Below are 13,784 nucleotides of genomic sequence, written 5' to 3'. Positions count from 1 at the left end.
ACCGTGCGACTTCGGCGGCCCGGTAGGTCAACCGGGCGGGCGAAGGCGCGGATGCCCATGGTGGCGGCTGGCGCGTTTCCTCGCTGTTAGGCCCGGCGCGGCGGTCTGTGCGCGCCCTTGGGCGGCTTGCGGCTCCCGGGCAACCGGGTTGGCTACCGGGTTCGTTGCGAAGGGCGCGGGTCCAGGCCGCTTCCCCGGCGTTGGGCCCTGATGGGTCGGCCCTCAGAAACGGCGAGGAAACAGGGCGGGGCGTTGCATCTGACTCGGCGGCCGGAATGTCTCCGGATCGCCCTGGCCCCGATGAGGAGACGAGCGATGCGATCACGCACTCGTACCGCGCTGGCGGTGTTGCCGTTCGCGCTGGCCCTGGCGCTGACCGGATGTTCATCCGACGACGGCGGGGACAAGGTGGCGACCGCCCAGAGCTCCGGCAAGGACAGGCCGGACGCCGAGCCGAGCATGAGCGAACGGGACAGAGCGATGAAGTTCGCCAAGTGCATGAGGCAGAACGGGGTGGACATGGAGGACCCGAAGGACGGTCAGCGATTCGTCGTCAAGGCCAGGAAGAAGGGCTCCAAGGCCGTGATGGACAAGGCCATGGAGAAGTGCCGCGACTACCAGCCGCAGGGTGGGGCGGGCGGTCGCAAGGCGGACCCGAAGGCCGTGGCGGCGATGCAGAAGTACGCCAAGTGCATGAGGGAGAACGGGGTGGCGGAGTTTCCGGACCCGAAGCCGGGTGGCGGTCTGCAGATGAACAAGTCGATCCAGGACGACCCCGACTTCAAGACGGCCGAGGGGAAGTGCCAGAGCCACCTGGCCGCCGAGCGCAAGCGGGTCGAGGGGAAGGACCAGTGAAGAACGAGGCCACGGGACATCCCCCCGCGGTGGGAGAGACGGCCGTCGAAGAACCGTTGAACCGTACGCCGACGGAAGAGGCGTCGACGTCTGTCCGGGAGTACTCCTCAGGGACCGTAGGAGCACCCCTGCCGGGCGCGGAGGATACGGGTGGTTCGCGCGCGACCGGTTCACGCCGTCGTAGAAGGCGCCGTCGCGCGGTTCTGGTCGCTCTCGCCGCTCTGACCGCGGGCGGCGCCGTCGCCGCGGCGGCGATCGGGTTCAGCGGGGAGAGCGGTGCCTCGGATGGCGCGGGCTCCAGTGGACTACCGCCGAACACCACCAGGGTGACCAGGCAGTCCCTGGCGGATGTGCACCGCGCGGATGGAATCCTCGGCTACGGGCAGTCGGTCACCGCGTTCGGACGGCTGCCCGGCACGATCACCGCAATGCCCGAGACCGGTGACCGGATCGCCCGGGGCAAGGCGCTGTATGAGGTGGACAATCGCCCAGTGATCTTGCTGTACGGCTCAGTTCCGGCCTACCGCGCGCTCAAGGACGGCGTTGAGGGCCCTGATGTCCAGCAGTTGGAGCGGAATCTCTCCGCACTCGGCTACACCGGATTCACCGTGGACGAGGAGTTCACCGACGCGACCGCCGACGCGGTGAAGGAGTGGCAGGAGGACATCGGCCTTGAGGAGACCGGGACCGTTGACCTGGGGCGGGTGGTGTTCGCACCCGGCAAGGTACGGATCGATGGCCAGGAGGCCGAGGTGAGCGGTCAGATAGGCCAGGGCGGCAAGGTCCTCTCGTACACCGGGCTGGAGAAGGCCGTCACGGTGGAGCTGGAAGTCGCCGAGCAGCGTCTGGCCAAGGAGGGCAGCACGGTCACCGTGACACTGCCCGATGAGTCGGTGGTGAAGGGCAGGATCGAAGAGGTCTCGACCGTCATCGAGCCGGCCACCGGGCAGGAGGAGGCGTCGACCAAGATCGAGCTGGTGGTGGCGCTCACCGACAGGAAGGCTCAGAAGGCCGCGGACGCCTACGCTCTGGCCTCGGTGAACGTGGACTTCGTGGCCCAGACCCGCAAGGACGTGCTGACCGTGCCCGTCTCCGCGCTGCTGGCACTGGCCGAGGGCGGTTTCGGTGTGGAGGTCGTCAAGGACGGCACCTCCTCCTATGCCGCGGTCACCACCGGGCTGTTCGCGGACGGCAGGGTGGAGATCTCCGGAGGGGGCATCGCCGAGGGCACGACCGTGGGGATGGCGAAGTGATCTCGTTGCGGGGTGTGAGCAAGGTCTACCCCGGCCCGGTGGCCGCGCTCGACGGGGTCTCGCTGGAGATCGACCGTGGTGAACTCCTCGCGATCGTGGGGCCGTCGGGGTCGGGCAAGTCGACCATGCTGCATGTGTTGGGGACGCTGGATCGGCCCAGCTCCGGCCAGGTGCACATCGATGGACACGATGTGGGTGCGCTCTCCGACCGGCAGCTCTCAGCGCTCCGGGCAAGCCGGATCGGGTTCGTCTTCCAACACTTCCACCTCGCTGCCGGCACCACGGCACTGGACAATGTCGCCGACGGGCTTCTGTACTGCGGGCTGCGCCATGCCGAACGGCGCCGTCGCGCCGCCATCGCCCTGGAACGCGTCGGTCTGGGCCCACGCATGGATCACGAGCCGCATGAGCTGTCCGGTGGAGAGCGCCAGCGGGTGGCCATCGCCCGGGCGGTGGCGGGCGAGCCCCCGCTGCTGCTGGCGGATGAGCCGACCGGCGCGCTGGACTCGGTATCAGGGGAAGGGGTGATGCGGCTGCTGCGCGAGTTGAACACCAGCGGCACCACGGTAGTGATCATCACCCATGACCGGGAGATCGCCGGATCGCTGCCTCGACAGATACGGATGCTGGACGGTCGGATCGCCGAGCACGCGGCAGGGGTGACCCAGTGATCTCACCGGCGCCCGACAACGTACTGCCACCGCCCGGTGACACGGCGGTTCCGGGGCGCGCCAGTGCCCGCGAATCATCCTCCAGTGCGCTGCGGCCCGCCCGGCTCAGGCCGCGCGATGTCGTCAAGGTCGGCGCGGTGGGGTTGCGAACCAGGCCCCTTCGGGCCTTCCTGTCGGCGCTCGGCATCGCCATCGGAATCGCTTCCATGGTCGCGGTGGTCGGCATCTCGTCCTCGTCGCGGGCCGAGCTCGATCGCACGCTGGCCACCTTGGGCACCAATCTGCTGACCGTCTCGCCGGGCTCCACGATGACCGGGGACGACGCCAAGCTCCCGCTGGACGCGGAGGCCATGGTCACCCGGATCGGTCCGGTGGAATCCGTTTCCTCGATCGGTTCGGTCGCGGGGGCGAAGGTGTACCGCAGCGACAAGATCCCCGAGGTGGAGACGGGTGGTCTGGAAGTGTTCGCCGTACGTACCGATCTACGCACCACGGTCGCGGCGAAGCTCCGCAGCGGCACCTGGTTGAACGGCGCCACCAGCACCTACCCGGCGACGGTCCTGGGCGCATCGGCTGCCCAACAGCTGGGCATCGGTCGGATAGGACCGGATACCCGGGTGCTGGTGGGCGGCGAGTGGTTCACCGTGGTGGGCGTTCTGCAGCCGGCCGCGCTCGCGCCGGAGCTCGACTCGGCGGCGCTGGTGGGATGGCAGGTGGCGCAGTCGGAGCTGGACTTCGACGGACACCCGACCACCGTCTTCACCCGGGCCGAGAAGTCCGCGGTCCAGGACGTGCGCGATGTGCTGGGGGCCAGTGCCCACCCCGAGGCTCCCAATGAGGCGGAGGTTTCTCGCCCGTCGGACGCGCTGGCTGCGGAACAGGCCGCGGGAAGGGCCTTCACCGGGCTGCTGCTCGGGCTCGGTGCGGTGGCCCTGCTCGTCGGTGGCGTCGGGGTGGCCAACACCATGGTCATCTCGGTGCTGGAGCGGCGGTCGGAGATCGGGCTGCGGCGCTCGCTGGGAGCGACCCGAGGACAGATCCGTACGCAGTTCCTGGCCGAATCCCTACTGCTCTCGGCCCTGGGCGGATTGGGCGGGGCGGTACTGGGATCGGGGGTGACGGCCGGCTACGCGGTCTATCAGGGCTGGCCGGCGGTAGTGCCCACCTGGGCGATCTTCGGCGGGATCGGCGCCACCTTGGCCATCGGTGCGCTGGCGGGGCTCTATCCGGCGGTACGGGCCTCCCGGCTCTCCCCCACGGAGGCGCTGGCGGCTCCGTGAGCTACCGCGGGGCTTCCCGCCTCGCGGTAGGACGGAGACGGTAGGGAACGACAGCGGGGGCGGACGGCACTGTGCCGTCCGCCCCCGCTGTCCGTCGGCCGTTAGGCCTGGATGCTGTCCTTGTCGTCGCCCTTGGGGCCGGACGACGTGCCGGGCTCGGCGGGCTTGTCGCTCTCGCCGGACGCAACGGCCTCGGCGGCTTCCCGATCGGCCTGCCGCTTGGAGGCGATCAGGCTGGTGATCGTGGTGATGATCAGCACACCGCAGATCACGGTCAGCGAGAACGGAATCGAGATCTCGGGAACGTGCACCCCGTTCTCGTGGAGTGCGTGAAGCACCAGCTTGACGCCGATGAAGCCGAGGATCACCGACAGGCCGTAGCTGAGGTGGACCAGCTTCCGCAGCAGTCCGCCGATGAGGAAGTACAGCTGGCGCAGACCCATCAGGGCGAATGCGTTGGCCGTGAAGACGATGTACGGGTCCTGGGTCAGGCCGAAGATCGCCGGGATGGAGTCCAGCGCGAAGAGGATGTCCGTCATACCGATGGCGAGCATGACCACCATCAGCGGGGTCATCACACGCTTGCCGTTGTTCTGGATGAAGAGCTTGGTGCCGTGGTAGCGGTCCGCGACGCCGAACTTCTTCTCGACCGACTTCAGGAGGCGGTTCTCCTCGAAGTCGTCCTCCTCCTCACCGGAACGGGCTTCCTGGATGAGCTTCCAGGCCGTGTAGATGAGGAACGCGCCGAAGATGTAGAAGACCCACGAGAAGCTGGCGATGATGGCGGCGCCCGCGGCGATGAAGATGGCCCGCAGAACCAGGGCGATCAGCACACCGACGAGCAGCACCCGCTGCTGGAGGTGGGAGGGCACCGAGAACTTCGCCATGATCAGAACGAAGACGAAGAGATTGTCGACGCTGAGGGATTTCTCGGTGATAAAGCCGGCGAAGAACTCTCCGGACGCCTGGCCGGTACCGAACATCGCCAGGCCGATGCCGAACAGGACAGCCAGGGCGACCCAGACGATCGTCCAGATTCCGGCTTCCTTGATCGACACATCATGGGGCTTGCGCCCGATGAAGAAGTCGACCGCGATGAGTGCGGACAGACCGAGAATGGTCAATGCCCACACGCTGAATGAAACGTCCACTGCGCCTCCGGCGTCGTACGGCTACTTGATCAGCGTCGTCGCTGCCGGAGGTCTCTTCCACCCGAGCGGTCCTAGCCGCTCAGGCCGACGCCCCGGGACCAATGGTGGTCCGTACTGACGGGTACGTCGCAGTCGGGAATACTCCCCTCCGCTCACTGGAGCGTACAGGAGCCCCCAAGGAAAGGTAAAGAGTTAGGTAAAGGGAGGTTCAAATGCCCAGTTCAGGGCTTTGATCCTGGTCAACACCGCCATGCCGTCGACCCATGCCGTCCACCTCTCCACCACCGCCATTCGGCGCTGCCCGACCACCCGCTGCGCCCCGGTCCCCGGACCCGCGGAGAACCATGACCGACTCCGGTGGCCCCGCTGCCAGGAGGGGGACCATCCCCCTTCGGCTGTGGTCCCTTCGAGGCAGGTCCGATGCCTGCCAACAGCGGCGACATCCAGGACCTCGGCCCTGGACCCACTCGGGAGAGCCCTGCCGACGGCCCGCCCGGGTGTGCACCTTCCAGTGCCCCGATCCGGATCCTACAAACGACGCACGGCGCCGCACAGTGCCGCACAGTGCCGCGAGGGCGCGGCCTCAGCGCCCCCAGGAGCGCCGGGCTACGGCGACCTGCTCAAGGACCTGACGCAGCACCGCGCTGCCGGACGGCACCGCGAGCGGCTGGTAGGTCCATGCGTGGCGCACCCAGGGATCGGCCAGATGGTCATCCGGGACGGGCGTGATCCGCAGCAGCGAACGCCACAGCGGGTCGAGCACCGGCCCATAGGCGCTGGCGTCCTCGCGGTCGGCGACCATCATCAGATGCACGCCCACGGAGGGACCCTCATCGGCGAGATAGCGCAGCTGGGTGACGGCCCGGTCGTCGAAACCGTGCGGGAAGTCATTGACGATCAGCAACTGCTCGGCGGTGTCGAGATCCGGTGGCAGCGCGTCCGGAGCCCCACCGCGCACGGCCATGGTGACCAGATCCACCCGCTGGGTGAGTTTCGCGAGGGTCTCACTCACGCCCACGGCGCCCGCCGCCGGAGGGCCCGCGAGAACTCCCGACTCGACCAGCGGGGCCAGCGAGGTGGCGGCGGTGCCCGCGGGGTCGATGGCGTGGACGGTGAACTCACCAGGTGGATAGACCGCCAGCAGACGGGCGGCATGGGTGACGGCGCAGTCCATGGCCAGCCGCTTCAGCTGCGCTTCGTCCAGCATCAACGCGGCTTCCGAGCCGCCGCGCCCGCTATCCACCCACAGCCCGCGTTCCAGGGGCAGCCTGACCAGGAACGGGATGCGCAGTTCCGGTGTCTCGGGTAGCTGGAGGTCGCCGAGCCGCAGCGCCATGGGGTTGTCCATGGGGACCCGGTAGGCGTGCCACACGGGGTTGTCCCAGCGGGCGAAGGCCGGCGGTAGAGCGGGCTCGACGACCTCGGACTCGGCGGTGAGCTGGGCGAGGTCGCGGTCGAGAGCCTTGCGGGCCTGTGCGGTCAGCTGCTCGCACTTGGCACGGGCGGCCGCCCTGGCGGCGTCCCCCGCGCCACCGATACGGCTACGCGGATCGGACAGTGCCTGGTCAAGCTCCCGATCCATCCGGGACTCGGCGAATTCCGCGGCGCTGCGATAGGCGGCGACAGAGCGGGCGAGGTCCTCGAACATGCCCCAGATCTGGTTGTAGAGCCGCTCTTCCATGGACCAACCGGTGGCGTCTCCGGCAACCGGACGGTTGGGCTGCCCCGGCTCGGCGGCCGGTGCTGCCGGAGGCGGCGGGGGCGGAGCTGAGCGACGCCGGGGATGGGCGTAGTCGATGGGGCCGCCCGGCCCGTCCGCAGGGTCCTGGGCAGCGTTGTGCTGGGGGCCCGCAGAGCCGCCGCCGGGTGTGGCCGCGGCAGCCGAGAGTCCCTGCGGGATGGTGGGGTCACCTCCCGCGGGTGGCTGCTGGACGGGCGGCGGCGGGGGCGGTGGCGCGAGGGGATAGCCGCCGTCGCTGGAGGCGGTGGTGCGCAGTTGGGCGGGCTCGGTGCGCTGGGAGCGCTGGGCGGCGGTCGCCTGGACCTCGGCGGCCTTCTCCCGTGGCCGCGCGAGTCCCTGATCACCGAGGAGCTGGGCGAGACCGCCCGCGTACCCCTGGCCCACCGCGCGTACCTTCCAGGCTCCCTGCCGGCGGTACAGCTCGACGGCGACGAGCGCTGTCTCAGCCTCCAGCCCGGTGATGGTGAAACTGACCACCTCGGTGCCGTCCGGTCCGACCAGCGCGAGGAAGGGGGCGGCCGTGGCACCGAAGTGCCCGGGTCCGCCGGTGCCTTCGGGGAGGGCGAGGAGCACACTCACCTGATGCACGGCAGTGGGCACGGCATCCAGATCAACCGCGAACCGGGGCGCGTCGGTGGTGCCGCGCGACAGCTCGACTCCGGGGAGTTCCGGCGCACCGGGGTGGGCGATCGCCGTGTCCCGTACGTTCCCCTGCTCATCCGAACAGGTGGCACAGGCCAGCACCGGGTGTCCGGCCGACACCCGGATCTCCAGGCGGGTTTCGGGCAGTGAATGGTTCTGCCCCCGGACCAACTCGGCCGTCATCGCCTTTGTCCCCTCGGTGCTCTGCGGTGGTTGGTTCCGCGCGGTCATCGGACTACTACGCGGCGTTTGGGTGGGTGTGTACTGCGGGGTGCCGATCGGTTCCCTGAGCGCCGCCACGGCTGCTGATCAACTTCTTGGGCGCTGCCGCTGCTGTCGTTCCGGTGTGCCGTCGTTCTGGTGCCGTGCCGTCGTTCGGGTGACGCTACCGCTCGCGGATCACTGCGGAAACTCGGTCGGCACCGGGGTGCGGTCTCACACGTGGGCGCGCGTACCGCTGTGCCGTACGCGGGTGGGCCGTCAAGCGGGCAGCTCCCGGTGGCTGATGCCTCCGGGAGCTGCCGGTCCGGCCGTACACGGCTGACGAAGCCCTACGGGTCTGCCTTAGAGGTGCGGCAGGATCGAGGGCATCAGGTACTCGAAGGTCTTGCCGTTGGCCGGGTTGCCGAGGGCGGTCATCTGCCAGCCGTCGGTGCCCTTGACCCGGTGCACCTTCGCCATGATCTGGGCGGTGTAGTTGCCGCCCCCATCGAGCGTGTAGCGCGCGAGCTCCTGGCCGTTCGTCTCGTCGACGAGGCGGCAGAAGGCGTTCTGCACTTCCTGGAACGTCTGGCCACCAAACGAGTTCACCGTGAAGACGATCTGGTCGATGTGGACCGGCACCCTCTGGAGGTCCACCAGGATCGCCTCGTCGTCGCCGCCCGAACCAGCGCCCCCGACGAGGTTGTCACCGGTGTGCTTGACCGAGCCGTCGTCGCTGACGAGGTGGCGGAAGAAGACCACATCCACCGGCTGCTTGTCGGCGAACAACACAGCCGACGCGTCCAGGTCGATCTCCTTGGTGCGCGAGCCGAAGAGACCGCGGCGAGCCGCCGCCTGCCAGCCCAGCCCCATCCGCACAGCCGTGAGGGTGCCCCCGTCGCTCTTCTGCAGGCTGATGGCCTGACCCTTGGTCATGTTGACCGTCACGCGCTGTCCCCTTCTTCCTGTTTGTCGATGTGCAGCCGCCCATACGGGTGGCTGTCCAGCACCCTACGCAGTCACATCAACGGTGCGGCACAATTGGCCAGCTTTTGTGTCGTTCTTGCAACACACCTGGTGCGCGGCCCAAGGACCATCCACTACGGCAGGCTCAACGCTCCCCCGCGCCCCAGCTGGCGCGCCTCTCAGGCGACGCCCGCCTCCTTCATCTGACGCAGTTCCTTCTTCAGTTCGCTGACCTCGTCCCGGAGCCGAGCGGCCACCTCGAACTGGAGGTCGGCGGCGGCTGCCCGCATCCGCTCGGTCATCTCCTCGATGATCCCGGTGAGTTCAGCGCCGGGTCGGTCGGTGGGCTTGGCGCCCTTGCCCGCGGCCTTGCCCTTGCCTCCGAGCGCCGGGACCGGGGCCTTGGCGCCCTTGCCGGATGCCGTCTTCGGCTTGCGGTAATCAGTGCCGAGCAGTTCCTCCGTGTCGACTTCCTCGCGCGCGATGGTGGCGACGATGTCGTTGATCTTCTTTCGGAGCGGTTGGGGGTCGATCCCCCGCTCGGTGTTGTAGGCGACCTGCTTCTCGCGGCGGCGGTTGGTCTCGTCGATGGCCTTCTCCATCGCGGCAGTGATCTTGTCCGCGTACATATGGACCTGCCCGGAGACATTGCGCGCCGCGCGGCCGATGGTCTGGATCAGCGATGTGCCGGAGCGCAGGAAGCCTTCCTTGTCCGCGTCGAGGATCGCCACCAGGGAGACTTCGGGAAGGTCGAGGCCCTCCCGGAGCAGGTTGATGCCGACCAGGACGTCGTACTCGCCGGCCCGTAGCTCGCGGAGCAGCTCGACCCGGCGCAGGGTGTCGACGTCACTGTGGAGATAGCGGACCTGGATGCCCAGCTCAAGGAAGTAGTCGGTGAGGTCCTCGGCCATCTTCTTGGTGAGGGTGGTGACCAGCACGCGTTCGTTGCGCTCGGTGCGCAGTCGGATCTCATGTACCAGGTCGTCGATCTGCCCCTCGGTGGGTTTGACGACGACCTCCGGGTCGATCAGACCGGTCGGTCGAATGATCTGTTCCACAAAGCCGTCGCCGCGAGAGAGCTCATAGGTGCCCGGAGTGGCCGACAGATAGACGGTCTGCCCGATCCGCTTGGTGAACTCCTCCCACTTCAGCGGCCGGTTGTCGAGCGCCGAAGGCAACCGGAATCCGTGGTCGACGAGGGTCCGCTTGCGGGACGCGTCACCCTCGTACATCGCGCCGATCTGCGGGACGGTGACATGGGATTCATCGATGACCAGGAGGAAGTCCTCGGGGAAGTAGTCGAGGAGGGTGTTGGGGGGAGAGCCGGTGTCACGGCCGTCGAAGTGCATCGAATAGTTCTCGATGCCGGAACAGGAACCGATCTGGCGCATCATTTCGATGTCGTAGGTGGTGCGCATCCGCAGTCGCTGGGACTCCAGGAGCTTCCCCTGCTTGTCGAGGTCGGCCAGCCGCTGCTCCAGCTCCTTCTCGATGCCGTTGACCGCCTTCTCCAGTCGTTCGGGGCCCGCGACATAGTGGCTGGCGGGGAACACATAGAGCGACTGGTCCTCGCTGATGATCTCGCCGGTCAGCGGATGGAGTGTGGAGAGGGCCTCGATCTCATCGCCGAACATCTCGATCCGCACCGCGAGCTCTTCGTAGACCGGGAAGATCTCGATGGTGTCGCCCCGGACCCGGAAGGTGCCACGGGCGAAGGCGACGTCGTTGCGCGTGTACTGGATCTCGACGAATCGGCGCAGTAGCTGTTCCCGGTCGATCTCATCGCCGACCTTGAGCGGCACCATCCGGTCGACGTACTCCTGCGGCGTACCGAGGCCGTAGATGCAGGAGACGGAAGCGACCACGATCACATCGCGCCGGGTCAGCAGCGAGTTGGTCGCCGAGTGGCGCAGCCGCTCGACCTCCTCGTTGATCGAGGAGTCCTTTTCGATGTAGGTGTCCGACTGCGGGACGTAGGCCTCGGGCTGGTAGTAGTCGTAGTACGAGACGAAGTACTCGACCGCGTTGTTGGGGAGCAGCTCGCGGAACTCGTTCGCCAGCTGGGCGGCCAGGGTCTTGTTCGGGGCCATCACCAGGGTCGGCCGCTGGAGCTTCTCGATCATCCAGGCGGTGGTCGCCGACTTACCGGTGCCGGTCGCACCGAGCAGGACGACGTCCTGCTCGCCAGCGCGAACACGGCGCTCCAGGTCCGCGATGGCCGCGGGCTGGTCGCCACTGGGCTGGAAGGGACTGACGACCTCGAAAGGTGCCACCGAACGTTCGATCTTGGAAACGGGCCGCATGAATCCACCGTACGACCCCGCACTGACAACCGGGTCCGATCCGGCCGCCGAGCCGCCCGGTGAGGGCGCGGCCCGGGCGGTCGGCGAGGTCGCATCAGTGCTGGTCAGCACCGATGAGCGCGGATAGCGGGCTACCAGGCCCCGGTGTGGGGCGACTCATCCTGCCGGGCGGTTGGGAGCCAGGGAGTCTCCGGCTCGAAGGACGGCGTCGCCAAGGAGGGCGATCGGTCCTCGGCCCGCGGCGCGGAGGGCGCTCCCTGGTTCTGCGGGCTGGGGCGGGACGCCTGGGGGCTGGCGGGCGGCGTCGGTGGGCTGGTGCTGGCGGGACCGAAGGTCGACTGGTCCATGGCCTGGGCAGGCCCCCCGGCCCCCCAGCCTGCCGATGGAGCGGCTTGAGGGGTCGGCCAGTCGTCGCCCCGGGCGGGCCGTGACGACGGCGGCCAGGGCGCCGTCTGCGTCGATTTCCCATCCGGTTCCCCAGCAACTCCCCGCGTCGGTCCCCCAGCCGTTTCCGATCGCCCCGCGGATTCGATAGGCGCGAGCGACGGCCACTGAGCCGCCTGGGAATCCACGGCCGCGCGCCCTCCGGGCTGGACACCGGTGGCCCGCCAGGCGTCGGGCGCCTGCCCGAACAGGGACGGGTTGACGCGCTCTGGCGCGCTTCCTGACTTGCCGGAATCCTTCTGGCCCGATGTCTTCCAGTCGGGCTCCCCCATCACCAGCTGCGGATCGAACATCACCACCACGCCGGCGAGCAGCAGGAAGACGGTCGGGCCGAGCAGCATGGGGGCCAGCAGGGTGGCGGCCGAGTCACCGGTGCCCGCGCTGCCCGTCGCCCCGTGCAGATGGACGCTGACCGCGGCCATTCCCGTGTAGTGCATCCCGGTGACGGCGACGCCCATCACCATGCTGGCGCCGAGGCTCGCCATGAACCCGTGGACCGAGACCGCTGCCCAGAGGGCGGCGGTGGCGGCGACGACGGCGATCACCACGGAGAGTACGACGATGGGCGTGCTGTAGAGGATGTCTCCCTGCATACGCATCCCGGCCATACCGAGATAGTGCATACAGGCCACGCCAAGGCCGGTGATCGTGCCACCGGTGAGCAGCGACATCACGGTCGCGCCGCGGTATCCGACGATGAAGATACCGATGCCGACCATCACGATGGCGACAACGAGACTGGCGAAGGTGGTGGCCCGGTCGTAGTTGACGGGGGTCTCGGAAACGCTGAAGCCCATCATGGCGATGAAGTGCATCGTCCAGATGCCGGAACCGATCGAGGTCGCCCCCAGGACCAGCCAGCCCGGTTTGAACGACCCCTCGCCACGCACCGACCTGGTCGTACAGCGCAGTCCCAGCGCTGAGCCGAGGCAGGCCATCAAGAAGGCCGCCACTGGAGTGACAAGGCCATAACTAAAGCCGTCGAGAGTTCCCTGCATGTTGTTGCGTCCTTCGCTCCATGTGGTCTAGGCGAACTCCTGGCGGTGGCCCCTGACCGCTGGTGGAACGTCTTTTCAGGGGGCGACCCTATGCCCGGCACTCCATCTGACAAACATTTAGGACGACATTTACCCCTGTGAAGACCCCACGATGGTGCTACCTGTAGTGATTTATGCGCTTTCCACCGAGGCGCAGACCGAGCCGCACTGAGCTGCGTTACTCCGCGTTGGCATGTATGGGTCAGTGGGGCGGTACGAACCCGCCCGTCCGCCTGCCCGTACAACGTCAGGAGCCAAGGTGTCCGCACGTCCCCTCACCGCGACCGCCGTCGTCCTGCTCACCGTCGGCGCGGCACTCGCGTCCGGCCCGGTGGCCCAGGCAGAGCAACCCTCCGCACCGACCGCACCGACCGCACCGACCGCACCGACCGCACCGACCGCACCGACCGCACCGACCGCAGAACGGCAGGGTGAGCCGCAGGTGATCGCCCATCGGGGCGCATCCGCCTACGCGCCCGAGAACACCCTCGCGGCCGTTGACCTCGCCGATGACATGGGCTTCACCTGGGTCGAGAACGACGTCCAGCGCACCCGGGACGGCGCACTCATCGTCGTCCATGACGAGACCCTGGCCAGGACCACGGATGTCGAGCAGCGCTTTCCCGAGCGCGCCCCCTGGCGGGTGCGGGACTTCTCCGCCGCCGAAATCGCCACCCTGGACGCCGGTAGCTGGTTCGGCAAGGAGTGGGCCGGTCTTCGGGTGCCGACCCTCAGGCAGTATCTGAACCGGGTCGACCGCAACGACCAGAAGCTGCTGCTGGAGATCAAGCGGCCCGAGCTCTATCCGGCCATCGAGAAGGAGACCCTCGATGTGCTCCGCCAGGAGGGCTGGCTCGACCGTTCGCACATCAAGGGCAGGTTGGTCATGCAGAACTTCAGCGCTGACAGTGTGCGGGCCGTGCATCGCCAACGGCCGGACGTCATCACCGGCTTCCTCGGCACCCCGCCGGTCGCCGATCTGCCCGCGTACGCGTCGTTCACCGACCAGATCAATCCGGCGGCCTCCTCGATCACGGCCGACTATGTGGCCGCCGTACACCGTCTCAAGGGCGCACACGGCAAGCGTCTGAGGGTCAACACCTGGACCGTGAACGACGCGGCGACGGCGGTGCGCATGAGCGAGTTCGGCGTGGACGGCATCATCACCGACCGGCCCGATGTCGTGCGTGACGCGGTGGGCTAGGGCCGCGGGCGCGATCGGCGGCTGATCCGCGAGGTC

10 protein-coding genes and 1 pseudogene are annotated in these 13,784 nt (G+C 68.3%); 6 read left to right on the top strand and 5 right to left on the bottom strand.

Features of this window, described 5'->3' with window-relative positions; genetic code table 11:
- The first annotated feature begins 315 nt into the window (after positions 1-315).
- The 4 genes from NBG84_RS21505 to NBG84_RS21490 all read left to right on the top strand — a co-directional run bounded on the left by NBG84_RS21505 (position 316) and on the right by NBG84_RS21490 (position 4,059).
- A complete protein-coding gene (locus NBG84_RS21505; protein WP_250921177.1) occupies positions 316-855 on the top strand; it encodes a hypothetical protein in 540 nt (179 codons plus the stop codon).
- On the top strand, positions 852-2,108 hold the full coding sequence (locus NBG84_RS21500) for a peptidoglycan-binding protein (protein ID WP_250921176.1): 1,257 nt from the start codon (positions 852-854) through the stop codon (positions 2,106-2,108). Before NBG84_RS21505 ends, NBG84_RS21500 begins: the two co-directional genes overlap by 4 nt.
- On the top strand, positions 2,105-2,779 hold the full coding sequence (locus tag NBG84_RS21495; RefSeq protein WP_250921175.1) for an ABC transporter ATP-binding protein: 675 nt from the start codon (positions 2,105-2,107) through the stop codon (positions 2,777-2,779). The genes NBG84_RS21500 and NBG84_RS21495 overlap by 4 nt, the downstream gene beginning before the upstream one ends.
- An 89-nt stretch (positions 2,780-2,868) precedes the next feature.
- Positions 2,869-4,059, top strand: a complete 1,191-nt coding sequence (locus NBG84_RS21490; protein WP_250921237.1) for an ABC transporter permease — start codon at positions 2,869-2,871, stop codon at positions 4,057-4,059.
- A 101-nt stretch (positions 4,060-4,160) separates the two neighbouring features.
- On the opposite strand, the gene NBG84_RS21485 is transcribed toward NBG84_RS21490, so the two are convergent.
- The 4 genes from NBG84_RS21485 to uvrB all read right to left on the bottom strand — a co-directional run bounded on the left by NBG84_RS21485 (position 4,161) and on the right by uvrB (position 11,063).
- A complete protein-coding gene (locus NBG84_RS21485) occupies positions 4,161-5,210 on the bottom strand; it encodes a TerC family protein (protein ID WP_250921174.1) in 1,050 nt (349 codons plus the stop codon).
- Positions 5,211-5,793: 583 nt separating this feature from the next.
- Positions 5,794-7,776 (bottom strand): TerD family protein, encoded by a 1,983-nt coding sequence (locus NBG84_RS21480; protein WP_250921236.1) that lies wholly within the window; start codon positions 7,774-7,776, stop codon positions 5,794-5,796.
- 381 nt (positions 7,777-8,157) lie between these two features.
- Positions 8,158-8,742: a TerD family protein gene (locus tag NBG84_RS21475; RefSeq protein WP_250921173.1), complete on the bottom strand. Its 585-nt coding sequence runs from the start codon at positions 8,740-8,742 to the stop codon at positions 8,158-8,160.
- 197 nt (positions 8,743-8,939) lie between these two features.
- Positions 8,940-11,063: an excinuclease ABC subunit UvrB gene (gene uvrB / locus NBG84_RS21470; RefSeq protein WP_250921172.1), complete on the bottom strand. Its 2,124-nt coding sequence runs from the start codon at positions 11,061-11,063 to the stop codon at positions 8,940-8,942.
- Here uvrB and NBG84_RS40725 point away from each other — a divergent pair.
- A complete protein-coding gene (locus NBG84_RS40725; RefSeq protein WP_285367286.1) occupies positions 11,062-11,190 on the top strand; it encodes a hypothetical protein in 129 nt (42 codons plus the stop codon). The two genes, uvrB and NBG84_RS40725, sit on opposite strands and share 2 nt — an antisense overlap.
- 570 nt (positions 11,191-11,760) lie before the next feature.
- Here the strand turns inward: NBG84_RS40725 and NBG84_RS21465 are convergent.
- A pseudogene (locus tag NBG84_RS21465) lies at positions 11,761-12,505 on the bottom strand (MHYT domain-containing protein); the annotation flags it as partial.
- A gap of 298 nt (positions 12,506-12,803) precedes the next feature.
- Here NBG84_RS21465 and NBG84_RS21460 point away from each other — a divergent pair.
- The gene (locus NBG84_RS21460) at positions 12,804-13,748 is read left to right on the top strand and encodes a glycerophosphodiester phosphodiesterase (RefSeq protein ID WP_250921171.1); all 945 of its coding nucleotides are present in this window, start codon (positions 12,804-12,806) and stop codon (positions 13,746-13,748) included.
- The last annotated feature ends 36 nt before the right edge of the window (positions 13,749-13,784 follow it).

Source organism: Streptomyces albipurpureus, from assembly GCF_023701525.1.
Classification (GTDB): Bacteria; Actinomycetota; Actinomycetes; order Streptomycetales; family Streptomycetaceae; genus Streptomyces; species Streptomyces albipurpureus.
Note: the sequence above shows the minus strand (reverse complement) of the source record. Positions and strands in the feature narration are given on the sequence as shown.

Excerpts from the sequence above, each read along its gene's own strand:
- NBG84_RS21505 (WP_250921177.1), top strand. The coding sequence starts at position 316 with ATGCGATCACGCACTCGTACCGCGCTGGCGGTGTTGCCGTTCGCGCTG.
- NBG84_RS21480 (WP_250921236.1), bottom strand. The coding sequence starts at position 7,776 with ATGACGGCCGAGTTGGTCCGGGGGCAGAACCATTCACTGCCCGAAACC.
- NBG84_RS40725 (WP_285367286.1), top strand. The coding sequence starts at position 11,062 with ATGAATCCACCGTACGACCCCGCACTGACAACCGGGTCCGATCCGGCC.
- uvrB (WP_250921172.1), bottom strand. The coding sequence starts at position 11,063 with ATGCGGCCCGTTTCCAAGATCGAACGTTCGGTGGCACCTTTCGAGGTC.